Annotated in this window: 21 protein-coding genes and 1 pseudogene; 4 read left to right on the plus strand and 18 right to left on the minus strand. The window is 69.8% G+C overall.

The genetic code is table 11. The annotated features are described in order from the left end of the window. Positions 1-21 precede the first annotated feature (21 nt). Positions 22-306, plus strand: a pseudogene (locus FHX53_RS14180) (nitroreductase/quinone reductase family protein); the annotation flags it as partial. Between the two features lie 117 nt (positions 307-423). Here FHX53_RS14180 and FHX53_RS10505 read toward each other — a convergent pair. From FHX53_RS10505 to FHX53_RS10520, 4 genes are all read right to left on the minus strand, one after another. Next, entirely contained in the window at positions 424-1797 is a 1374-nt protein-coding gene (locus FHX53_RS10505) for a dihydrolipoamide acetyltransferase family protein (RefSeq protein WP_182491296.1), read from the minus strand. Positions 1798-1819: 22 nt separating this feature from the next. Then, positions 1820-2779, minus strand: a complete 960-nt coding sequence (locus tag FHX53_RS10510) for an alpha-ketoacid dehydrogenase subunit beta (RefSeq protein WP_246335659.1) — start codon at positions 2777-2779, stop codon at positions 1820-1822. A gap of 128 nt (positions 2780-2907) precedes the next feature. Further along, complete coding sequence (locus FHX53_RS10515; protein WP_182491298.1) at positions 2908-4023, minus strand: thiamine pyrophosphate-dependent dehydrogenase E1 component subunit alpha; 1116 nt, start codon at positions 4021-4023, stop codon at positions 2908-2910. A gap of 34 nt (positions 4024-4057) precedes the next feature. Then, the gene (locus FHX53_RS10520; protein WP_246335660.1) at positions 4058-5086 is read right to left on the minus strand and encodes a histidinol-phosphate transaminase; all 1029 of its coding nucleotides are present in this window, start codon (positions 5084-5086) and stop codon (positions 4058-4060) included. Positions 5087-5234: 148 nt separating this feature from the next. Between FHX53_RS10520 and FHX53_RS10525 the strand changes: the two genes are divergently transcribed. Next, the gene (locus FHX53_RS10525) at positions 5235-5633 is read left to right on the plus strand and encodes a phage holin family protein (protein ID WP_182491300.1); all 399 of its coding nucleotides are present in this window, start codon (positions 5235-5237) and stop codon (positions 5631-5633) included. On the opposite strand, the gene FHX53_RS10530 is transcribed toward FHX53_RS10525, so the two are convergent. Further along, positions 5614-7023, minus strand: a complete 1410-nt coding sequence (locus FHX53_RS10530) for a hypothetical protein (protein WP_182491301.1) — start codon at positions 7021-7023, stop codon at positions 5614-5616. The two genes, FHX53_RS10525 and FHX53_RS10530, sit on opposite strands and share 20 nt — an antisense overlap. After that, on the minus strand, positions 7016-7330 hold the full coding sequence (locus FHX53_RS10535) for a hypothetical protein (protein WP_182491302.1): 315 nt from the start codon (positions 7328-7330) through the stop codon (positions 7016-7018). Before FHX53_RS10535 ends, FHX53_RS10530 begins: the two co-directional genes overlap by 8 nt. Positions 7331-7468: 138 nt before the next feature. On the opposite strand from FHX53_RS10535, the gene FHX53_RS10540 reads away from it, so the two are divergent. Further along, positions 7469-7996, plus strand: a complete 528-nt coding sequence (locus FHX53_RS10540; RefSeq protein WP_182491303.1) for a low molecular weight protein-tyrosine-phosphatase — start codon at positions 7469-7471, stop codon at positions 7994-7996. Next, the gene (purB, locus tag FHX53_RS10545; protein ID WP_182491304.1) at positions 7993-9375 is read left to right on the plus strand and encodes an adenylosuccinate lyase; all 1383 of its coding nucleotides are present in this window, start codon (positions 7993-7995) and stop codon (positions 9373-9375) included. Before FHX53_RS10540 ends, purB begins: the two co-directional genes overlap by 4 nt. A 9-nt stretch (positions 9376-9384) precedes the next feature. On the opposite strand, the gene FHX53_RS10550 is transcribed toward purB, so the two are convergent. The 12 genes from FHX53_RS10550 to FHX53_RS10605 form a co-directional block, all read right to left on the minus strand. Beyond that, on the minus strand, positions 9385-9624 hold the full coding sequence (locus tag FHX53_RS10550) for a hypothetical protein (protein ID WP_182491305.1): 240 nt from the start codon (positions 9622-9624) through the stop codon (positions 9385-9387). Continuing rightward, on the minus strand, positions 9621-10184 hold the full coding sequence (locus tag FHX53_RS10555; RefSeq protein WP_182491306.1) for a hypothetical protein: 564 nt from the start codon (positions 10182-10184) through the stop codon (positions 9621-9623). The genes FHX53_RS10550 and FHX53_RS10555 overlap by 4 nt, the downstream gene beginning before the upstream one ends. Before the next feature lie 159 nt (positions 10185-10343). Further along, positions 10344-11528, minus strand: coding sequence for a Wadjet anti-phage system protein JetD domain-containing protein (locus FHX53_RS10560; protein ID WP_182491307.1), 1185 nt, complete (start codon positions 11526-11528; stop codon positions 10344-10346). After that, positions 11525-14893, minus strand: a complete 3369-nt coding sequence (locus FHX53_RS10565) for an ATP-binding protein (protein ID WP_182491351.1) — start codon at positions 14891-14893, stop codon at positions 11525-11527. Before FHX53_RS10565 ends, FHX53_RS10560 begins: the two co-directional genes overlap by 4 nt. Next, on the minus strand, positions 14890-15504 hold the full coding sequence (locus tag FHX53_RS10570; protein ID WP_182491308.1) for a DUF4194 domain-containing protein: 615 nt from the start codon (positions 15502-15504) through the stop codon (positions 14890-14892). The genes FHX53_RS10565 and FHX53_RS10570 overlap by 4 nt, the downstream gene beginning before the upstream one ends. Continuing rightward, the gene (locus FHX53_RS10575; protein ID WP_182491309.1) at positions 15501-16925 is read right to left on the minus strand and encodes a DUF3375 domain-containing protein; all 1425 of its coding nucleotides are present in this window, start codon (positions 16923-16925) and stop codon (positions 15501-15503) included. Before FHX53_RS10575 ends, FHX53_RS10570 begins: the two co-directional genes overlap by 4 nt. A 157-nt stretch (positions 16926-17082) precedes the next feature. Then, a complete protein-coding gene (gene dnaB / locus FHX53_RS10580) occupies positions 17083-18474 on the minus strand; it encodes a replicative DNA helicase (protein ID WP_182491310.1) in 1392 nt (463 codons plus the stop codon). A gap of 487 nt (positions 18475-18961) precedes the next feature. Next, on the minus strand, positions 18962-19414 hold the full coding sequence (rplI, locus tag FHX53_RS10585; RefSeq protein WP_182491311.1) for a 50S ribosomal protein L9: 453 nt from the start codon (positions 19412-19414) through the stop codon (positions 18962-18964). Between the two features lie 10 nt (positions 19415-19424). Further along, a complete protein-coding gene (rpsR, locus tag FHX53_RS10590) occupies positions 19425-19685 on the minus strand; it encodes a 30S ribosomal protein S18 (protein WP_055857729.1) in 261 nt (86 codons plus the stop codon). A gap of 44 nt (positions 19686-19729) precedes the next feature. Beyond that, positions 19730-20245, minus strand: coding sequence for a single-stranded DNA-binding protein (locus tag FHX53_RS10595; protein ID WP_182491312.1), 516 nt, complete (start codon positions 20243-20245; stop codon positions 19730-19732). A gap of 2 nt (positions 20246-20247) precedes the next feature. Then, the gene (gene rpsF, locus FHX53_RS10600) at positions 20248-20637 is read right to left on the minus strand and encodes a 30S ribosomal protein S6 (RefSeq protein WP_182491313.1); all 390 of its coding nucleotides are present in this window, start codon (positions 20635-20637) and stop codon (positions 20248-20250) included. A 134-nt stretch (positions 20638-20771) separates the two neighbouring features. Next, positions 20772-22214 (minus strand): CCA tRNA nucleotidyltransferase, encoded by a 1443-nt coding sequence (locus tag FHX53_RS10605; RefSeq protein WP_182491346.1) that lies wholly within the window; start codon positions 22212-22214, stop codon positions 20772-20774. Positions 22215-22229 lie beyond the last annotated feature (15 nt).

Genomic DNA, 22229 nt, shown 5'->3' on the forward strand with positions numbered 1-22229 from the left:
GTCGGCGCCTCGCTCGGGCACATGCGCGTCATCGAGCTCGTCACGCGCGGCCGGAAGTCCGGCGCGGAGCGACGGGCCATCCTCACCGTCCCCGTCGTCGAGACGACAGCGGCGGGGGAGACGCTCGTCGTCGTGGCCTCGCGCGGCGGCGACGACCTCATGCCGGCCTGGTACCTGAACCTCGCGGCCGACCCCGAGGTGGGCGTCGCCTCGGCGCAGGGCGGCGAGCCCGCCCCCTACCGCGCGCGCACGGCGAACGACGCCGAACGGGCGAGGCTCTGGCCGCTCGCCGTCCGCGCGTACAGCGGGTACGCCGCGTACCAGCGGAGGACCCGGCGGATCATCCCACTCGTGGTGCTCGAGCCGGATACGGCGCGTGCGCCCGGGGCGGGGCCGTCGGCCGCGACCCCCCGACGCGGCGGGCTAGTCGAGCAGCAGCGCCGGCTCCTCGATCACGGAGGCGACGTCCGCGAGGAAGCGGCTCGCGACATCCCCGTCGACGACGCGGTGATCGAACGAGGCGCCGAGCGTCGTGACGAAGCGGGGGCGCACCTCGCCGTCGACGACCCACGGCTTCTGCTTGATCGTTCCGAGCGCGACGATCGCGACCTCGCCGGGGTTGAGGATGGGCGTTCCGGTGTCCATGCCGAATACGCCGATGTTGGTGACCGTGATCGTGCCGTCGGCCATGTCAACAGGCTGCAGCTTCCCGTCGCGCGCGGTGATCGTGAGCCTCTCGATCGCCTGGGCGAGCTCGCGCAGGCTCATCGCCTGAGCGTTCTTGACGTTCGGCACGACGAGTCCGCGCGGAGTCGCGGCGGCGAAGCCGAAGTTGACGAAGTGGTGGACGACGATCTCCTCATCCGTCCACGTCGAGTTCACCATCGGGTTGCGGCGCACGGCCCAGATCATGGCCTTCGCCATGATGAGCATCGGAGAGACCTTGATGCCGGCGAAGTCGGGGCTCGCCTTGAGGCGCTTGACGAACTCCATCGTGCGAGTGGCGTCGACGTCGACGAAGAGACCGACGTGCGGAGCGGCGAACGCGCTCCTCACCATGGCCTGCGCGATCGCCTTCCGCACGCCCTTGACGGGGATGCGCTCCTCGCGCACCTCGGGCCAATCGGGCGTCTGGATGTTGCGGAAGACGCTCGCCTGGGATGCCTGCCGGATGACGTCGTCTCGTGTGATCTCCCCCGCGAGGCCGGTCGGCTGCACGGTCTGCAGGTCGACGCCGAGGTCTTTTGCGAGCTTGCGGATCGGCGGCTTCGCGATGACGGGCCCGGCCGAGGCGGCGGGCACGAAGGGCGAAGGGGCGGGGCGGGATGCCACGGCGCTCGTCGCGGCGTCGCCCTCGTGGCGCCCGCCGGCGTCACCGCCCGAACCCGCGCGCCGGCGCCGCGATGCCACGTGGCCCTTGGCGCCGTAGCCGACGAGCACGGCTCCGGGCTTCTCGTCGCGGTCGATGCTCTCGGCGGTGTCGGTCGCGGCGGCGGAGACCTCGGCGGTGGAGGCGGCCGAGCCCGCGGCCGGCGCCGCCTCGGCGGGAGCATCCGTCCCCTCGCGGACGCGCACGATCGGCGTGCCCACCTCGACGGTCTCGCCCTCGGCGACCAGCAGGGCATCGACCGTGCCCGCGAACGGGCTCGGCAGCTCGACGAGCGACTTCGCCGTCTCGATCTCGCACAGCACCTGGTTGACGGTGATCGTCTCGCCCGGCTGCACGCGCCACGACACGATCTCGGCCTCGGTCAGGCCCTCGCCGACATCCGGGAGCGGGAACTCGGAAACGCTCATGGTGACTCCTCGCAGGGGCGGGTCAGTAGGAGAGGGCGCGGTCGACGCCATCGAGGATGCGGTCGACGTCGGGGAGGTAGGCGCCCTCGAGCTTCGCGGGCGGGAAGGGCGTGTCGAAGCCCGAGACGCGGATGACGGGCGCCTCGAGCGAGAAGAACGCGCGCTCTGAGACGGTCGCGGCGATCTCGCTGCCGACGCTCACCCCGCCCGGCGCCTCCTGCGCGACGACGAGCCGGCCGGTGCGGCGCACCGACTCCAGCAGCGGCTCGTAGTCGATGGGGCTGAGCGAGCGGAGGTCGACGACCTCGATGCTCGTCCCCTCCTCCTCAGCGAGGGTCGCGGCATCAAGGAGCATGCTGACCATCGCGCCATGGCCGACGACCGTGACGTCGGTGCCGCGGCGCACGACGCGACTCGCGTGCAGGGCGATCCCCGAGGAGTCGAGGTCGACGGGGCCCTTGGGCCAGTAGCGGCTCTTCGGCTCGAAGAACAGCACGGGGTCGTCGCTCGCGATCGCCTCCTGGATCATCCAGTAGGCGTCGTGCGGCGTCGCGGGGCTCACCAGGCGCAGTCCGGGGGTGTGCGCGAAGTAGGCCTCGGGGCTCTCCTGGTGGTGCTCGACCGCGCCGATGTGACCGCCGTACGGCACGCGGATCACGACGGGCATCCGCAGCGAGCCCTCGTGCCGCGCGGTGAGCTTCGCGAGCTGGGTCGTGATCTGGTCGAAGCCGGGGAAGATGAAGCCGTCGAACTGTATTTCGCACACCGGCCGGTAGCCCCGCATCGCGAGCCCGATCGCGGTGCCGACGATGCCGGACTCGGCGAGAGGCGTGTCGATGACGCGGTGCCCGCCGAAGTCGCGCTGCAGGTTCTCGGTCACGCGGAAGACGCCGCCGAGCGGCCCGATGTCCTCCCCCATGAGCAGCACCTTCTGGTCGGCGGCGAGCGCCGCGGCGAGGCCCGCGTTGAGCGCCTTCGCCATCGGTATCGTGCGCACTCCGCCGCCCGTGATGAGGGATGCCGGGCTGGCGCCGGCCCCGTCGCCCGCGGCCGCGGGGGCCGTCGCCCCGGTCGCCGCGCTCACGGCGGCGGAGGCGTCGAGCGTGTCGGTCATGCGTCTCCTCCGAAGGAGGCCTCGTAGCTGCGCAGCCATTCGCGCTGAGCATCCATGAGCGGATGCTGCTCGCTGTACACGTGGGCGAACATCGACTCGGCCGCGGGCGGCTCGAGAGCGAGCGTGCGGCGGCGTGCGTCGGCGGCGAAGTCGGCGGCCTCCTGCGCGACGTCGGCGAAGAAGGTCTCGCTCGCCCCGAGGCCGCGCAGGTAGGTCTCGAAGCGGGCGATCGGGTCGCGGCGGCGCCACGACTCGACCTCGTCATCGGCGCGGTACTTGGTGGGGTCGTCGCTCGTCGTGTGGGCGCCCATGCGGTAGGTGAGCGCCTCGATGAAGCGCGGGCCCTCGCCCGAGCGCGCGGCGTCGAGACTCTCGAGGGTCACGGCGTAGCTCGCGAGCACGTCGTTGCCGTCGATCTGCACGCTCGGGATGCCGAACCCGGCGGGGCGGTGGAAGAGGGGGGTGCGCGACTGCACGCTCACGGGCACCGAGATCGCCCAGTGGTTGTTCTGGAGGAAGAACACCTGCGGTGTGCGGTAGCTCTGGGCGAAGACGAAGGCCTCGTTGACGTCGCCCTGGCTCGTGGCGCCGTCGCCGAAGTAGACCATGACGGCGGTGTCGCGGTCGGCGTCGCCGGTGCCGATGAGCCCGTCGAACTGCACGCCCATCGCGTAGCCGGTCGCGTGCAGGGTCTGCGAGCCGATGACGAGCGTGTAGAGATGGAAGTTGCCGACCTCCTCGGGCACCCACCCGCCGTGGCTGAGCCCGCGGAGCATGGCGATGATCTGCACGACGTCGAGGCCGCGGATGTGGCCGACGGCGTGCTCGCGGTAGGCGGGGAAGATGTGGTCCTGCGGGCGGGCGGCGTAGCCGGAGCCGACCTGCGCGGCCTCCTGCCCGAGGCTCGGGATCCACAGCGCGAGCTGGCCCTGGCGCTGGAGGTTGCCCGCCTCGATGTCGAAGGCGCGGATGACCGACATGGTGCGGTGGAAGCTCTGCAGGAGGCTCTCGTCGAGGCCGTCGACGATCGGCTTGTACCGCTCGGCGCTCTCGTTCTCGACGAGTCGGCCGTCGGGCGCGAGGAGCTGCAGGGTCTCGGCCGTGTGCGACATGGAGTCCACTCTAGGCGCGGGGTGGGGCACCCGCTCAGAGGGTGCGGACAACCTCGCCCGCGATCCGCAGGAGGGTGGCGACAGACGCGGCTTCGCCGATCGAGACGCGGATGCCCTCCGGCGGGAAGGCGCGCGCGATGATCCCGGCCTCGGCCAGGAGCTCGGCGACCTCGGTCGTGCGAGCGCCCGTGGCGAGCCACACGAAGTTGCCCTCGCTCTGCGGGATCATCCAGCCCTGGCCGCGCAGCGCCGTAACGATCTCCTCGCGGCGGTCGGCGATCTCGGCGACATGGCGGAGAAGCTCGGCCTCGTGATCGAGCGCGGCGAGGACGGCCGCCTGCGCCGCGCCGGTGACCGAGAGCGGGATCTGCGTGGCGCGCGCGGCGTCGATGATCGGCCGATCGGCGAGCGCGTAGCCGACGCGGAGGCCGGCGAGGCCGTACGCCTTGGAGAAGGTGCGGAGGATGACGAGATTGGGCCAGCGGCGGACGAGGCTCGCGCCGTCGACGGCGCCGTCGGCACGCACGAACTCGGCGTAGGCCTCGTCGAGCAGCACGAGGAGGTCGGCGGGCACGGCGGCCATGAAGCGCGCGAACTCGTCCGCGCCGACGGCCGGGCCGGTGGGGTTGTTCGGGCTGCAGACGATGACGAGTCGCGTGCGATCGGTGACGGCGGCGGCCATCGCGTCGAGGTCGTGCCGCGCCTCCGCGGTGAGTGCCACGGGCACCCCGGTCGCGCCGGCCACGGTGATGAGCCCGGGGTAGGCCTCGAAGCTGCGCCACGCGTGGACGACCTCGTCGCCGGCGCCCGCCGCGGCGGCGATGAGTTGGGCGAGGATGCTGACGGATCCGGCGCCGACGATGATCTCGTCGGGGGTGACGCCGTGGCGCTCGGCGAGGCGCTCGCGCACGGCGAGAGCCGTGGCATCCGGATAGCGGTTGGTGGTGGCTGCGGCCTCGGCGATCGCGGTGAGCACGGCCGGGTGAGGAGGGGCCGGATTCTCGTTGCTCGAGAGCTTGAAGGCGTCGGCAGCCGCGGGTCGCCCCTGGCGGTAGGGCTGCATCGCGACGATCTCGGGCCGCAGACGCACGGTGGGCGCGGGGTCGGTCGGCGCAGGCTCGGTCGGCGCAGGCTCGGTCACGCTGTCAGGATACGGCGCGAGCGAGGCGCCCCCGCTGGCGAGGGGCCGCTCGGCGGGGCATAGTGGCCTCATGAAGCGATTCGTCGTGCGCCTGCTCATCAACTCGGTGGCCCTGTGGCTCACCACTCTCATCGTGGCGGGCGTCTCGGTCGAGTCGTACGACGCCGACGACACGCTCGCGACCGTGCTCACGTACCTTCTCGTCGGTCTGATCTTCGGCGTCGTGAACGCCGTTATCGGCAACTTCATCCGCATCGTCGCCTTCCCCATCTATCTGCTCACGCTCGGGCTCATCGCGCTCGTCGTGAACGCGCTCCTGCTGCTGCTCGTGGCATGGATCTCCGAGCTCATCGGGTTCGGCCTCTCGGTCGACGGCTTCTGGTGGGGCGTGCTCGGCGCGATCGTCCTCGGCCTGCTGAGCTGGCTCATCGGGGTGCTCCTCCGCCCGATCATGGGTCGCAGCCGCTGAGCCGGAGCGCGGAGTAGCTGAGCGTCTCGCCGGGCGCTCCGTCGCGGCCGCCCGGCAGTCGAGCGATCGTCTCGCTCAGCAGCGGCGCCCCCGACGCGTCGACCCGTTCCGCGGTCTCCCGGTAGGCGTCGATCGCGTGGCCGGCGAGCACGGGGTCGCCCTCCTCCCAGCGATCGTCACGGGGAGCCGTGACGACGACCGCGTTCGTGCGCTCCTGCGGTCCCCCGAGCGCCGTCACGGGGTCATCGTCGTGCGCCACGACGACCGCCGGGTAGTCGCCCGCGACCGGCATCCCGCCCGTCGGGGCGCCGACCGTCACGAGGCCCGCCGTGGTGAACTCCCCCGACTCGGCGAGCAGCGTCGCGATGGCCGCGCCCTGCGAGTACCCGGTGAAGACCACGGGCGACGCGGGCCCTGCGCCGGCGTCCGCGAGCGCCTGCTTGACCGCCTGAAGGGAGGACGCGTCGTGCTCGGCGATGAGGGCGATGTTGCTCGACATGTCCCATGGGTGCTCGCCGCCCTCGACGAGCGGACCGCCGTCGGCGGCCTCCCCGGCCGTGCCCGCGATGTACACCTCGAAGCGATCGCCGCCGGGAGCGGCGAAGCGCTCGACGCGCACGGGAGCCGCGGAGTCGGGGATGCGCGCGACCCGCTCGGCGACGCCGACCGGCGCGGCGATCGGAACGGGCTCGGCGACGCGGCTGACGACGACGGGGGCTCGGCCGCGATCGCCTGAGAGCAGCCCGACGCCGAGTGCCGCGGTCGCCATCTGCGCGACCGACCCTGCGCCGCTGCCGCGGTACGCCGCGAGGAGCGACGCCGGCACCCCGAGGGCGCCGAGCACCACGTCGTCCGCCGAGGCGGCGAGCAGACGCAGGGCCTCGGTCGTCGCCGGCGAGTCGAACAGCGACCCGGCGAAGCGCTCGACGCCCGCGGAGGAGCTGCGCGACAGGGACTCGCGCGACGCGGCTGGCAGGAGCATCCACGCCCCCGCCGCGATCGCGACGACAGGGAGCACAGACGGCAGCAGTCCCAGCCCGATCCGACCGGCGAGGAAGCCGACCGTCGAGGCGACGGGCGCGATCGCCTCCTCGAGCCAGGAGCGCGCCCGGGATTCCGCCCAGCCGTAGCCGTCGATCGCGATGCGCAACGCCCCGCCGAGCGACTCGAGCGCTTCCGATTCGCGGCGCAGCACGGCCGCGGCCTCGGCGAGCTCGGCGCCGGTGCCGTTCCAGCGGTCGCCCGGCAGGGGAGAGGTGAGCGGTTCGAGCCGCCCGGCGGCGGTCGCGCAGGTCACCGACCCTCGCCGTATGCGCTCGAGCGCCTCGAGCAGGTGCTCGGAGGCGACGGCCGTCGACCCGCCTCCGCCGATGAGGAGCGCCTCAGCCACCGGCAGCCGCAGTCGCCGCGCGGTTCTCGGCCTGCGTGCGCGCCCAGGCGAGCGCTTGCCCGGCCGTGTCGAGCGAACGCCGCGCGTCGATGAGCCCGCTCAGGCGGTTCTCGACGGCACGGGCGTAGGCGCGCGCCGCGGGGCCGCGCCACTCATCGTCGTGCGCGGTCGTGCGGACGAGCGCCATGACCGACTCGACCTGCTCGGCGACGGCGATGACGACGAGCTCGCGGTGCCTCAGCTCGCTTGCCTGCGCGGCTAACTGCGCGGCCAGCGGATCGGGGTGCGCGGTGAGCGGGGTGTGCAACGGGGGCCCTCCTTCGACTCGTACGGGTGATCAGGATGCGGCTGGCGCGCGACCGCGCCGGAGCACGGGGCGCGATCGGGGCATCCCGTCGCCGACTCGACGGCTGTGGAGGAGGGGGAAGTGGGGAATGATGGGGGCATGAGCTTCGACCGGGACCTCGGCGTGCCCGGCGTCTTCCGCATCTGCTTCGTGTGCACCGGCAACATCTGCCGCTCGCCCATGGCCGAGGCGGTCTTCAACGAGCTGATCCGCAAGCGCGGCTGGGAGCACCTGGTCTCGGTCCGCTCGGCCGGCACGGGCGAGTGGCACGTGGGCGAGTCGAGCGATCCGCGCACACTCGCCGCGCTGCGCGACCGCGGCTACGAGGGCGAGGTCCATCGCGCCCGCCAGTTCGAGAGCCGCTGGTTCACCGACCTCGATCTCATCATCGCCTTCGACCGCACGCACGAGCGGATCCTCAAGACCTGGGCGCCCGACGACGACGCGCGCAGCAAGGTCCACCTGCTCATGTCGTTCGACCCCGCCCACAACGAGGCGCAGCTCGACGTGCCCGACCCGTACTACTCCGACGCCGCGATGTTCGACACGGTGCTCGGGATGATCGAGCGGGCGTGCACCGCACTGTTCCGCCAACTCGAACCCGGAATCCGACAGGGAGCCCCATGAGCCTCGCCCCCCAGCCCCTCAGCCCGCTCGACGGCCGCTACCGCGACCAAGTCGCCGCGCTCGGCGAGCACCTCTCCGAGGCGGGCCTCAATCGCGCGCGCATCCACGTCGAGGTCGAGTGGCTCATCCGCCTCACGGACGGCGGGCTGTTCGACGCCCCGCGCCTGACCGACGAGCAGAAGGCCGGCCTCCGCGAGCTCGTGACCGGCTTTGGGCAGGACGACATCGACTCCCTCGCCCGCCGCGAGGCCGTCACGCGCCATGACGTGAAGGCCGTCGAGTACCACGTGCGCGACCGCCTCGCCGAGCTCGGCCTCGAGTCGATCGCCGAGCTCACCCACTTTGCGTGCACGAGCGAGGACATCAACAACCTCTCCTACGCCCTCACCGTGCGCGCGGCGATCGTCGATGTCTGGATGCCCCGGGCCCGGTCGGTCGTCGAGGCTCTGCGCGAGCGGGCGCTCGCCTTCGCCGACGACGCGATGCTCGCTCACACCCACGGTCAGCCGGCGACCCCGACGACCGTCGGCAAGGAGCTCGCCGTCTACGTGCACCGCCTCGAGCGCCTGCTCGCCTCGATCGGGGAGGTCGAGTACCTCGGCAAGTTCTCCGGCGCGACCGGCACGTTCTCCGCCCACCTCGCCGCCGACCCCGAGCACGACTGGGTCGCGACCTCGCAGGCGTTCGTCGAGGGGCTCGGCCTGACGTGGAACCCGCTCACGACGCAGATCGAGTCGCACGACTGGCAGGCGCAGCTGTACCAGCGCGTCGCGCACGTCGGCCGCGTGCTGCACAACCTCTGCACCGACGTGTGGACGTACATCTCGATGGGCTACTTCCGGCAGATCCCGCAGCCGGGGGCGACGGGTTCGTCGACGATGCCGCACAAGATCAACCCGATCCGCTTCGAGAACGCCGAGGCGAACCTCGAGCTGTCGGCCGCCGTGCTCGACTCGCTCGCGGCGACCCTCGTCACGAGCCGCCTGCAGCGCGACCTCACCGATTCGTCGGCGCAGCGCAACATCGGCGTCGGTCTCGGGCACTCGATGCTCGCGCTCGACAACATCCTCAAGGGTCTCGGCGAGATCGATCTGGATCGGGATGCCCTGGCTCGCGATCTCGACGGCAACTGGGAGGTGCTCGGGGAGGCCATCCAGACCGTGATCCGCGCCGAGGTCACCGCCGGGCGCTCCTCCATCGAGGACCCGTACGCGATGCTCAAGGAGCTCACGCGCGGCCACCGCGTGGGCGGCGAGGAGCTGCGGGCGTTCGTCGACGGCCTCGACATCGCCGACGCCGCGAAGGCGCGGCTGCGCGAGCTGACGCCCGCGGGCTACGCGGGTCTGGCGGGCGAGCTGGCGCGACGCGTCGCGCGCTGACTCGACCGCTCAGTCGTGCGGGGTGTCGGGCGCCCGCTCGCCGTCCATCGGCTTGTTGGGCGTGATCGCGAGCATGAGCATCGAGATCACGATGAGATCGATGACGAAGGTCGCGCCGAGCACGATCGCGGCGAGAGCGATGTCGCGCGTGACGGCGAAGATGGTGCCGCCTGCGAAGAGCGCGATGACGGCGGCGAAGCCGATGAGCTCGGCGGGCCGCAGGCTCTCGCGACGACGGGGTTCGGTCATGAGGGGGAGTGCTCCTTCTGCGAGGCGCCCCACGAGAGGCTGAGTGCGGCGATGACGAGGAAGACGCCGACCACGACGGCGTAGGCGCCGAGGAACCCGACGGCCGACACCGAGTCGGCGACGATCGCGAGGATCACGGCGAGCGCGAGCGTCGCCCCGCCGACCACGAGGGCGTCACGAGCGAGGGCGTGGCGGGTTCGGTGACGGATGCCCCACACGAGCTCGACCGCGCCCGACAGCACCGCCCACCCGCTGGCGATCACCAGCAGGAAGGGGAGGCCTGCGTCGAGTCGCAGCAGCGCGACGGTGGCGGTCGCGAGGGCGAGGGCGGCGAGCATCGCGTGCAGGCCGCGGAGCGGCTCGTCGCGGGGCAGCGCCAGCGCGGGGAAGCCGAGGGTCGCGGCGAGCGCCGCTCCGAGCAGACCGAGCGCGAGCAGGCCCAGGCGTGCCGAGTGGTCGGAGGTGAAGGTGATCGCGAGGCCCGCGACGAGCAGCGGGGCGGCGCGCAGCAGCACCGCACGGGCGAGCGCGCGCGATTGGGGGGAGGCGGCCGACGCCATGGGGTCCTTCCGGCGGAGAGCGGGTGTGGCGGCCCCAGCCTACGGCGCGCCGCCCGAGCGAACGCCGCGCGGTGTATGGACCGCTAAGAGATGTCCACGACGACGTCGGCTTCCTAAGCAACGTCGACGTGACATGTCCACGCTAGCGCTCGCTCTTCGTTACGCCAGTTCTCCATCGCCCCCGACTGCCGGGCCTCCCGCCATTAGTCGAGCCAGCGCCCAGTCCCAGTCGATGCGCTCCTGCTCCAGCCGGACCCGGATGCCGTACCGGTCGGTGACAAGATCCGCATACAGTGCCGATTCCGCAGCATCTAGGTTCAAGAGCCGGCCGGTGTTCGGGGAATGCTCTGCGCCCCAGCGGTCTTCGTGCGCGAGCAGCGTTTCACGGTCCATCAGCACAGACCGCGCTTGCGGAAGCCATGCGCGCACGCGATGCAGGATACCGAATCCGTGCGTATCCAGATCGCCCCAGTAGTCCACGTCGATCCCGGTCAGCCACTGCAGCGAGGCGGGCTCGTCTACGTCATACCCCTTGCCCCACAGCACTACGCCGCCGTCGGGGACAGGGACGCTCAGGTAGGTGATCTCGTTCTCGACGATCAGAGCACGCCGCGGGCGCACGATGAGCCTGCGCAGTTCGTCGGTGCGTAGGACCGCCTCAGAGAGCCCCGACGGCATCGCCAACACGCCCGGCGCAAACCTCAGCCGCACCGTCGCTGGTCTCGTCGCGTACCCGAGCGCCGAGGCGAATCCACGGACAGGCACTCCCAGCATCGCCGCCAGAACACTGCGGTGGCGCTCGACGAACTTCGTGTCGACGCCGTGCGCGGTGACCTGCCGCAAGTAGAGACCGGAGTCTCGGTACTCACCCAACCACTGCAGCGCCGCCAGCAATATCGGCCACTCAGCTGCGAGTGCGACGGCCGCGATGGGCGATCGGAGCGCCCACTCGCGCGCCTCGGGCACGGTTCGCGCAGCCTCGACGAGGGTCTTGAAGATCACCGCATCCGTCGCCGTACCGAGAATCCGCCACGCTCGGTCGTACGTGTCCACGACCGCACGTACGGGCACTTCGGTCACCCCGGCGAGCCGGCCACCGATTCGGCCGGTCACCACCCGATAGGCCCGATCGTTGTGCGAAGCGGCGCGGATGCCGTCGGCCCACGCCCGCGCCCGGTCATAGTGCACGCCGAGATCGGCGGCGCCCGGTCCGCGCAGTGGCACCTCGATCGGCGGACACGGGTCTCCCGTCGCAAAGGCGCGCAGCAGGGATCCGTCGTCCCAGCGGCGCCGCACCGCCGCGACAATCCCGGCCGGCGTCGTCCAGCGCGACGGGTCGCTCATCCGCGGCTCCGCTGTCGCTCGCGGAATTCCTCGATCGTGAGCGTCTGCACGCGCGAGGCGGCGCCGGTCGGGTTGTCGACGAACCCGATCGCGCTGACGTACCGCTCGATCACGTGCACCTTCTGCAGCGGCGTCACGATCAGCAACTGAAGTCCCAGCTTGGCGAACAGTTCGAGGGCGTAGCGCGTCGATGCATCCGATCCGCGCCCGAATGCCTCGTCGATGACCGCGAATCGGAAGTCGCGGGACTTCTCTACGCCCCACTCCAACCCGAACTGATACGCGAGGGAGGCGGCGAGGATCGTGTAGGCGAGCTTCTCCTTCTGCCCGCCGGACTTGCCATCGGAATCTGTGTAGTGCTCGAACTCCTCACCCGTGCGCCGATCCTGCTCACTCGCCGCGAACGCGAACCAATTGCGCACGTCGCTGACGCGCCGCACCCACGCGCGGTCACTGTCGGCGTGACCGACCCGGCCCTGGAACCGCTCGATCAGCACCCGGATCTGCTCGAAACGCGCCTCTGCGGCGCCGTCTCCGGCTTCCGAAAGAAGGTCTGCCGTCGCGTCACGCAGGTCAGCGCGGAACTGCCGAACCTCCTGGTTGACGGTCGGCTCGGCTACGAGCACGATGATGCGACCCGGGTTGTAATCGATCGCTGCGAGTGCCTCGTTGATGACGTCTACACGTCCGCGAATCTCATCGGCCTGCCGCCGCAGCCACGCGTTGAACTGGGCCAGCTCACGCACCGCATTGGTGTTGAGCTGGTGACGGAACTCCTCCTCGTAGCGCGGCAAGTCGTCCCTCACCACGCGCGCGTGGAGCTCTCGGAAGCCGGCGATTGCGCGCACGCTCGCGTCGAGTTCGGATCGCTGATCGGGCCAGTTCCGAAGGAACTCACTCATCTGCTGCTGGATGCCCGTGGTGTAGCCGTTCATCTCCCGCTGCGCCGCCTCGATCGCCGCCGTCAACGTGCCGGTGAGACTCGTTCGCAGCCGGTCGCAGTCCTCCACGGTGCGCACGTCGGCGCGGGTGACGCGATCGTCGAGGCCAGGATAGTGCTTGCGCGCTCGAGCGAGGACGTCCGGCCCCATCGCCTCGATCGCCGCCCGCTCGCCGTCGTCGCGCGCGCGCATCGCGGCGAGCGCGGCGCGGGCGGCGCCCAGTCGCTCTGTTGCGGCATCGGCGTCCCTGCGCAGCCGGGAATCCTGCTCGTCGATCTCGGCGAGCTGAAGATCGACTTCTGCGAGTGCGGACGACCCGGCCACGAGGCGTTCGCGTTCCGTTTCCAGCGCGTTGAGTTGAGCGGAAGCTTCGGCTGTGTCAACCTCGCGCCACATCCCATACTGCGCGAGACCGGTCAGCGCCCGACCGAGGCCCGCGAGAGCGTCGGCCTCGGCATCCAACAAGTCGAACTCCCGGCCGAGACGCGCCAGTTCGAGGTCGTGGCGGTCGCGCTCCTCGGTAAGCGCCGCGATCTTCTGCTCGCTGGCGCGGCCGAGCACCCATGTGCGGGGGTCGGAAGCGCTGCGGCGGTCATCCTTCTCGTGACGATCACCATCGCGCACGAGGCCCTCGCGCGTGACGGCGCGCTCCTCGCGCCGAAGCTGTTCGACCGATATCGCCAGTACGTGATCGGCGCGGGAGGCGAGCTCCGCCGCGAGGTGATCCGCGAACGCTCCCGGCTCGATGTCGATTGCGTCGATGAGTCGTCGGCCGGAACGGGTGGTCGGGATGCTGCGCACACGCCGTTCGGGCACCCGCAGGTACACCAGACGCGCGCCGAGACGGTGTGCGTTGACCCACGTCGACACGGCCGCGTAGTGCTCTTGCGGGACGAGCAGCGACAAGGCGAAGCCGCGCAGCACTCGTTCGGCTGCACCGCGCCACTCCGCGTGATCACTGCGGACGTCGAGCAGCTCGCCGGCGAACGGCAGTGCGTCGGCGCAGAGATTCAGCGCGGCACAGAGCTCTCCGCGCACCCGGTCGAGGTCGCGGCCGACGTTGCTGCGTCCGTCGCGCAGGCGATCGATCTCCTCCTGCGCGCCTGCGCGTGCCCGACGGAGGTCGGTGCGCTGCTCGAAGAGAGGATCCCGCCGGTTCTTTAACACGCCTCGCCGGTCGTCGAGTCGCACGCGAAGCAGGGCCGCTTCCTCGCTGCGGGAGAGGAAGTCCGCGGCGTCCTCCACCGGCGCGAACTCCGCGTCCTTAAGCAGGGCGTCGTACTTTCGCCGCCGTTCGGCGCGGTTGTCGCGTTCGATCTCGGCTCGGGGGATCTCGATGTCGAGCTCCTTCAGCCGGTCGCCGCCCACGCCCGCACGTTCAAGCTTGAGCCGGTCGCGTGCCGGCACAAGGTCGGCACGTCGGCGGTCGATGTCTGCGCGCTGGGACTCGAGAGTTGCAACCTCGCCCTCTCGCGCGCTGATCTCAGCAGTGAGCAGTTCTCGCACCCGCTCGGCGAGGTAGGGCACCACCGCACTGCGTTGGTCGGTGAGTGCGGCGTGACGCCCCGCGGCGGCGTCGTACCGATCCGCGGCGGCAACCAGCGGTTCGAGCACGGCGATCTGATCGGTCGCCGTGCGAACGGCCTCATGCGCCTTCACGAGGTTTTCGAAGTGATCGACGATCGCTTTGACCTTCGGTGCGGTGTCGACGGGCTCGAGCATGTGGTCGCGAACGAAGTCATTGAGGTTGCCGACCGATTTCATCGAGACGGTCTGGTGGAACAGCTCCATCGCCTGCTCGGAGCGGATGCCGAGGAGTCGGCGGACCCGCCGGTGGTAGTCCGGGAACGTGTTGTCGATGTCGGCACCACCAGCGCGCAGTCGCGAGCGCAGCGCTTTCAGGTCACTGCCAAAGTCGATGAAGTCGGGGTCGATGGACAGCGCGGCCGACGCGGTCACGAAGAAGCGGTCGGGCTGGCCGGTGCGATCCCTCTGGTGAAAAACCTGCGCAATGGTGACTTGCTCACCGTGCCCATCGTTCGCGAAGACGCCGATGATCACCGAGTACGACCGGTGGTTACGCAGGCCGACCGGCCGCGAGGCGCCGGTCGCCTCATTACGCTCGGACTTGTAATGCCCTTCGACGTAGCTGCGAAGCGTCCGCTCCTTGATGTCGGCGCCGGCGGCTTTGTTGTACGAGATGCGGTGCGCCGGCAGGAGGAGTGTGCTCACGGCATCCACGAGAGTCGACTTGCCGCTGCCGATGTCGCCGGTCAGCAACGACGTCTGACCATCAAGACGCAATTTCCATACGTGCTTGTCGAACGTTCCCCAGTTGAATACTTCCACGGAATGCAGCCGGTAGCCGGTGCGGTGATGGGTCACGGCGGGCGCGTCGAGGGCCGAGAAGAGGGTGTCGGTCACGTGGGTTCTCTTTCCGCAGTGCCCGATACGCCGGAGTCCGCCCCAGCGTAGGCATTCAACCTGCTGGCGAAATCGGACAGCGTCTGGGCGTCGACGTACGCCTTGAGGATGCGGCGGACCTCCCATGCGCCCGGCTGGCCGCGGAGTTCTCGGAGGAAGCCCAGTTCCGCGACCTGGGCGATGGTTCGGTCGGCCTGGTCGATAGTGCGCGCCTCATTGCTCGAAGACTGCTGGAACACACGCAGCATCTCTACGAGCTGGTCGCGCGTGAGCACGAGCTTGCCATCGTCGCCAGTCGACTCGAATTCGACCATACGGTGTCGCAGCAGCACGAGGAGGAGGCTGGCGTTGTATGTGAGGGTCCGTCGGCGGACAAGACGCGGTAATGGATCTTCGCCATTTTCGGCCTCCCGTGTCGACAGGTATGCGTAGCCCTCGGTCTCGTCGACGACGACGTCGATGCCGATCGCGGCGAAATGGTCGGCGACGCGCCCGCGATGGCGCTGCAAGGTCTCCCACGCCACCTCGTGCGACGGGATCTCGCGGTAGACGACGTCGCGCATTAGGTGGATGATCGCGCTCGCGACGGACTGTTCGTCCGGGGTCTTCATGCTCGCGTCACCAGCGCCTTCTTCATCCGGACACGGCGGCGCACGCCTCCGACATCTGTGTAGTCGATCACCATCTGCTCGTCGGTTATCTCCACGGTGATGCTGTCACTATTCAGGGAGAGGTAGCCAAGGATCTCCGCGATCCCCTCTTCGACGGGGTACAGCGTGACGATCTCGTCAAGCGCGACCCAGGTGCGCAGGGGCACTACCGCCCGGACGTTCTCGGCGAGCCGCTCGGTGTCGACGAACCGTTGGGTGAGCAGGCCCGCAAGCTCCGCAGCATCGAGATCGGCAGGGGCGGGCAAGCTGTCGACGGCGACGTCCGGCTGGGGGTCGTACAACGGGCGCTCGAAGGGCAGCGCGATGGGCAGACCCGGTTGGTCCACGACGAGCCCAACATCGCGCGGCGGGTTCTCGCGCACTGCGAGAGCGGCCGCCTCCACAGTTCGCACGAGATCGAGCACGCGCCGGTTCTCGACCCATACCTGATCTCCGAGGAACCGGCGCAGCTGCTCAGAGAGGTTCCGCACCGTCTGCTGGGTGCGTTCGGCGGCATCCGCCCAATCATGGTGGACGCCGCGCAGTCGCCGGTCGACTGCTAACTGCGGCAGCGACTGTACCGCCTCGAGTAGATCTGTTAGTTCGCTCTGGCGTTCTTCGGAGAGCAACAGATCGTAGAAGGCCTGGAAGCTGCGGCCCTGATCGGAGGCGGTGATGTCCGTGCGACTCGAGACCAGATCGGCCAGCAGTTCGCCCTTCCCACCTTCCCAGCCGGCGATTTTCTCGCGCGCCGATCGGTCAAGGACGCGAAAATTCTCCTCAACCTCGCGGAAATCTCCTAGCAGTTCTCGAGCTGTCGTAGCGAACTGCTGATACCGCTCGCGCAGCGCGGTGTCGTCGAGCGTATCGAAACGCCCTTCGCGCGCCTCGGCAAGCTCGACCTCGATCGCTGCTCGGCGGCGCTCGATCTCTGCGATGCGCTGGTCTACGTCGGTCTCTGAACCATGCACGATCTGACGAAGCAACTCGACGGCAGTCTGCAATCGCGACTCGGTGCCGACGAATGCGCGACTGCGCAAGCTCTGCGCCCACGAATAGGCACGTTCGAGTGCGGGTGTCGCTTCGTAGTGCACTTCTTCGGATGCCGCAGGGTAGAACCGTCTCAGCCAGCCCGCCTCCGGGGCCGCCCAATCATCGAGGTATGTGGCGGGGTCGGCGAGGTAGCGCTCCGGGTCTAGGCGATGCACCGCGTAGAGGAAGTCGTCGAGCGATGAGACGAGCTCGCCGGCAGATACCGCGCCGCGGTTCTCGTCGATGAATCTCCCGCCGAGGAATGCGAGGACTAGCGGCGCATTACGCGCCCGCAGCAATCGCCATGCCGGATGCCGCTCCCACAACCGGTCAACTTCGTCGAGATCCATGTCGGCTACAGAGTACGGGCGGGTAAGGACACGCGCGTCACGGCCTGACAAGCCGAACCAAAATCAAGCCGATTCAAGCGATGCAGACCACCAGATCTGGTCTCGATCGGTCAGGAATCTCGGACGACTCTGGGGACATTTGGTCAATCTTGGGCCGCTACACCCGCGGCATGTCGGCGAAGCGGGAGAAGTGCCCATGGAAGCCGACCGTGATCGTGTCGGTCGGGCCGTTACGGTGCTTGGCCACGATGAAATCGGCCTCGCCCGCGCGCGGGTTCTCTTTCTCGTAGGCGCTCTCGCGGTGGAGCAGGATCACCATGTCGGCGTCCTGCTCGAGGGAGCCCGACTCACGGAGGTCGCTCAGGGCGGGCTTCTTGTCGGCGCGCTGCTCAGGCCCTCGGTTGAGCTGCGAGAGAGCGACGACGGGAACCTGGAGCTCCTTCGCCATGAGCTTGAGCGCGCGCGAGAACTCGCTGACCTCCTGCTGCCGGCTCTCGACGCGCTTGCCGCTCGTCATGAGCTGGAGGTAGTCGATGATGACCATCTTGAGCCCGACCGTCTGCTTCAGACGGCGGCACTTCGCGCGGATCTCGACGAGCGTCATGTTCGGGCTGTCGTCGATGTAGAGCGGGGCGTCGTTGATGCGGCCGCGCGTCGAGGCGATCGTCGTCCAGTCGCGCGACTCGAGCGTGCCCTTGCGCATCGCGTGGAGGGGCACGGAGGCCTCGGCCGAGAGCAGGCGCATCGCGATCTCGCTGCGCCCCATCTCGAGGGAGAAGAACACCGTCGGGTGATTGTGCTTGATGGCGGCCGCTCGGGCGAAGTCGAGCGCGACGGTCGACTTTCCGAGTGCGGGGCGAGCGGCGATGAGGATGAGCTGACCGGCGTGGAGGCCGTTGGTGAGCGCGTCGAGGTCGGCGAAGCCGGTCGGCACTCCCGTCATCGAGCCGTCGCGCCCGCGCGCGGCCTCGATCTCGTCTATGGCCTCGTTGACGGCCTCGGTGAGGGGCACGTAGTCCTCCGACTGCGTGCCGCCGGCGACGGCGTAGATCTCGGCCTGGGCGTTGTTGACGAGGTCGGTGACCTCGCCCTCGCTCGCGTAGCCCATCTGCACGATGCGCGTGCCGGCGTCGACGAGGCGGCGCAGCACGGCCTTCTCGGCGACGAGCGAGGCGTAGAAGCCGGCGTTCGCGGCGGTCGGGACGATTCCCGTAAGGGTGTGCAGGTAGTCGGCGCCGCCGGCGCGCGACAGGTGGCCCGCCTTCGTGAGCTCGTCGGTGACGGCGATGACGTCCGTCGGCTCGCCCCGCGAGTACAGCGAGAGGATCGCCTCGAAGATGACCTCGTGCTTGGGCACGTAGAAGTCGATGCCCCGGACGACCTCGATCACGTCGGCCGTGGCGTCCTTGCTGAGGAGCATTCCGCCGATCGCGCTCTGCTCGGCGAGGAGGTCGTGAGGCGGAGTGCGCTCGGAGTGCCGGCCGTCGGAGCCGCGGGAGTCGGAGCCGCCTCGAGCGTCGATGGCGCTGCCGATGTGCGCGAGCGACACGGGGCCTCCTTAGCGTCTGCGAGCGGGTCGCTGAATGATTCAGGTGTACCGCCGACCACTGACAGCGGAGCGATGACACGCGAGTTGCTGCGTGCGCGGCGGGATACGGCCTCACGATAGGGACGGCCGGCCCAGGCCCTCAACCAGGCCTGGGGATAACCATGTGGAGAGCTGTCGAGAAACGCCGGTGGCGATGTGCAGAGCTTGTGGACAAACCTGTGGCATTCGAGGTCGTCTTGCCCGTAAAAAGCCTCGCGACCAGGGTTTCCTCTGTCCACACAGTGTGTGGGGAAACAGGCTTCAACTGCCGCTTCAGGGTTGGGGCTCGAGGTGCTCACCTGTGCACAGAACAATGCTTCCCGCTCTTGCGGGAAGCGTGCATGACCCGATAGGGGGTCCGGATCGCGACGACCGCGAGCGCCCGCCCCGGACGACGAAGCGCCCCCGGGGTCGAGACCCCGGGGGCGCTTCCGTTGCGCGCTCGCGACTACTTCGCGGCGACCACCTGGAGGGTGATCGTCGCGACGATGCCGTCGCGGAGCTTGAGGATCGCCTCGTGCGTGCCGACCGACTTGATCGGCGCGACGAGCTCAACGAGGCGCTTGTCGATCGAGCCGATGCCGGCCGCCTCGACGGCCGCGGCCACGTCAGCGGTCTTCACCGAGCCGAACAGTCGGCCCTCGGCGCCCGCCTTGACGGCGAGCTTGACGGGGTTGGCCTCGAGGCGGGCCTTCAGGTCCTGGGCCTCTTCGATCGTGGCGTGCTCGCGGGCGCTGCGGGCGGCCTTGATCTGGTCCACCTGCTTCTCGCCACCGCGGGTCCACGCCACGGCGTAGCCCTGGGGGATGAGGTAGTTGCGGGCGTACCCGTTCTTGACCTCGACGACGTCGCCGGGGGCACCGAGACCGGTGACCTCCTGCGTGAGGATGAGCTTCGACATCACGGCCCCCTTAGCGGCCAGCGCCGGCGTACGGAAGCAGTGCCATCTCGCGCGCGTTCTTGACGGCGCGGGCGATGAGGCGCTGCTCCTGCACGGAGACACCGGTGATTCGGCGAGCGCGGATCTTCCCGCGCTCGGAGATGAACTTGCGGAGGGTGGCGACATCCTTGTAGTCGATGATGCCAACCTTGATCGCCTTCGCGGGGGCGGCGTTCTTCGCGCCCTTGCCGCCGCGAGGCTTGCGGCGGTCGCCGCTGCTCTTGCCAGCCATAGTGGTTGTCCTTTACGAAATCAGCTGCCGGTCGTCGGACCGGATCAGAACGGGGTGTCGTCGGAGAAGGAGCCGGGCGTGTTCCACACGTCCCCGGCGTTGGAGGAGCCGGAGCTCTGCTGCGCAGGAGCGCCCCACGGCTCGTCGGCGACCTGGGCGTTCCCGCCGCGGCCCCCGCCCATGGAGCTCGAGCCGCCCGACGTGCGGGTGACCTGAGCGGTGGCGTAGCGCAGGCTCGGGCCGATCTCGTCGACCTCGAGCTCGATGCTCGTGCGCTTCTCGCCTTCCTTCGTCTCGTACGACCGCTGCTTCAGGCGACCCTGCGCGATGACGCGCGAGCCTTTCGTCAACGATGAGGCGACGTGCTCGGCGAACTCACGCCACACGCTCGCGCGCAGGAACAGCGCCTCGCCGTCCTTCCACTCGTTCGCCTGACGGTCGAACGTGCGGGGGGTGGACGCGATGGTGAAGTTCGCCACTGCGAGCCCGTTCTGCGTGTAGCGCAGCTCGGGGTCGGCGGTCAGGTTGCCGACGACGGTGATGATCGTCTCGCCGGCCACGACTACTCCGCGGCCTTGGGCGCGGAGGCCTTGGCGGCCTCGCGAGCGGACTTGGACGCGGCCTTCTCCGCAGCCTTCGCCTCGAAGGCGGCGACGCGGGCGACGGCCTCCTCGGCACGCAGCACCTTGGTGCGCATGACCGCTTCGCTGAGCTTCAGCTGGCGGTCGAGCTCCTGCGTGGCCGCGGGGTTCGCGGTGAAGTTGACGACGGCGTAGATGCCCTCGTTCTTCTTCTGGATCTCGTATGCGAGGCGACGACGGCCCCAGATATCGACGTTCTCGATGTTCCCACCGTCATTGCGGATGACGTTGAGGAACTTGTCGAGGCTCGGAGCGACCGTGCGCTCGTCGATCTCGGGGTCGAGGATCACCATCAACTCGTACTGATGCATGACTCACCCACCTCCTTCGGACTCGAACGGCTGCAGACGATCTGCAGCAGGAGGGTATGGCATCAGTCGCCCACTGGGGACAGGGCCCCGGGCAACCTGCACAGCGTAGTCGATGAGGGATGCCGGGCGCCAGTTCAGGAGGCGCCGTCACGCTCCTGCCACCAGGCCAGCAGTCGCCGCTCGGCCTCCTCCGCACCGAGGGGCCCCTCGTCCAGCCGCATCTCCAGCAGGAACCGGTACGCCTCGCCGACGACCGGGCCAGGACGGACGCCGAGGATCGCCATGACCTGCTCGCCGTCGAGGTCGGGGCGGATGGCCGCGAGCTCCTCCTGCTCGGCGAGCGCCGCGATGCGCTCCTCGAGCTCGTCGTAGGCGCCGCGGAGGCGCGCGGCCTTGCGGCGGTTGCGCGTCGTGACGTCGGCCCGGGTGAGGATGTGCAGCCGCTCGAGCTGATCCCCCGCGTCGCGCACGTAGCGCCGCACGCCCGAATCCGTCCACGGAGCGTCGCTGTAGCCGAAGAAGCGCAGGTGCAGTTCGATGAGCCGGCACACCGCGACGATCGTGTCCTTATCGAAGCGCAGCGCCGTGAGCCGCTTGCGCGCGAGCTTGGCTCCGACGACGTCGTGGTGGTGGAAGGTCACGGCCCCGCCCGGCTCGACCTTCTTCGTCGCGGGCTTGCCGATGTCGTGGAGGAGAGAGGCGAGACGCAGCACGACGTCGGCGGGAGCATCCGGCCCCGAGCCGCGCGCGGCCTCCAGCTCGATCACCTGTTCGAGCACGGTGAGCGAGTGCTCGTAGACGTCCTTGTGGTGGGCGTGCTCGTCGACCTCGAGCCTGAGGGCCGGCAGCTCCGGCAGCACGAGCTCGGCGAGGCCCGTCACGACGAGGAGCTCGAGGCCGCGACGCGGGGAGGAGGTCGAGAGCAGCTTCACGAGCTCGTCGCGGACACGCTCGGCCGAGATGATGCCGATGCGATCGCGCATCCCCTCGATCGCCCGCAGCGTCGCGTCGTCGACGTCGAGGCCGAGCTGAGCGGCGAACCGCGCCGCGCGCAGCATGCGCAGGGGGTCGTCGCTGAACGAGCGCGCCGGCGAGATCGGAGTGCGGAGGCGCGCGCCGAGGAGGTCGTCGAAGCCCCCGCTCGGGTCCACGAGCGTGAGCGACGGCAGGCGGAGGGCCATCGCGTTGACGGTGAAGTCGCGTCGCTCGAGGTCGCCGTCGAGCGTGTCGCCGAACGCCACCTCGGGCTTGCGCGAGTCGGGGTCGTACGCGTCCGAGCGGTAGGTGGTGATTTCGACGGTGTCGGCGCCGATGCGCGCCCCGATCGTGCCGAAGGCCCGCCCGATGTCCCAGTGCGCGCTCGCGACGGGGGCGACGATGCGGATGATGTCATCAGGGCGCGCGCTCGTCGTGAGGTCGAGGTCGTTGACCGGCCGGCCGAGGAAGGCATCGCGCACCGGCCCGCCGACGAGGGCGAGCTCGTGGCCCGCGGCTTCGAATCGAGTCGCGAGGGTCGCCAGCGGCTCGGCGGCGGCGAGTGCCCGCAGCCGGTCGAGGGCCTCGGCCACGCTCTGCATAGTCACCAGAGTCTA

Source organism: Microcella alkalica (genome assembly GCF_014137945.1).
In the GTDB taxonomy this organism is placed as follows: domain Bacteria; phylum Actinomycetota; class Actinomycetes; order Actinomycetales; family Microbacteriaceae; genus Microcella; species Microcella alkalica.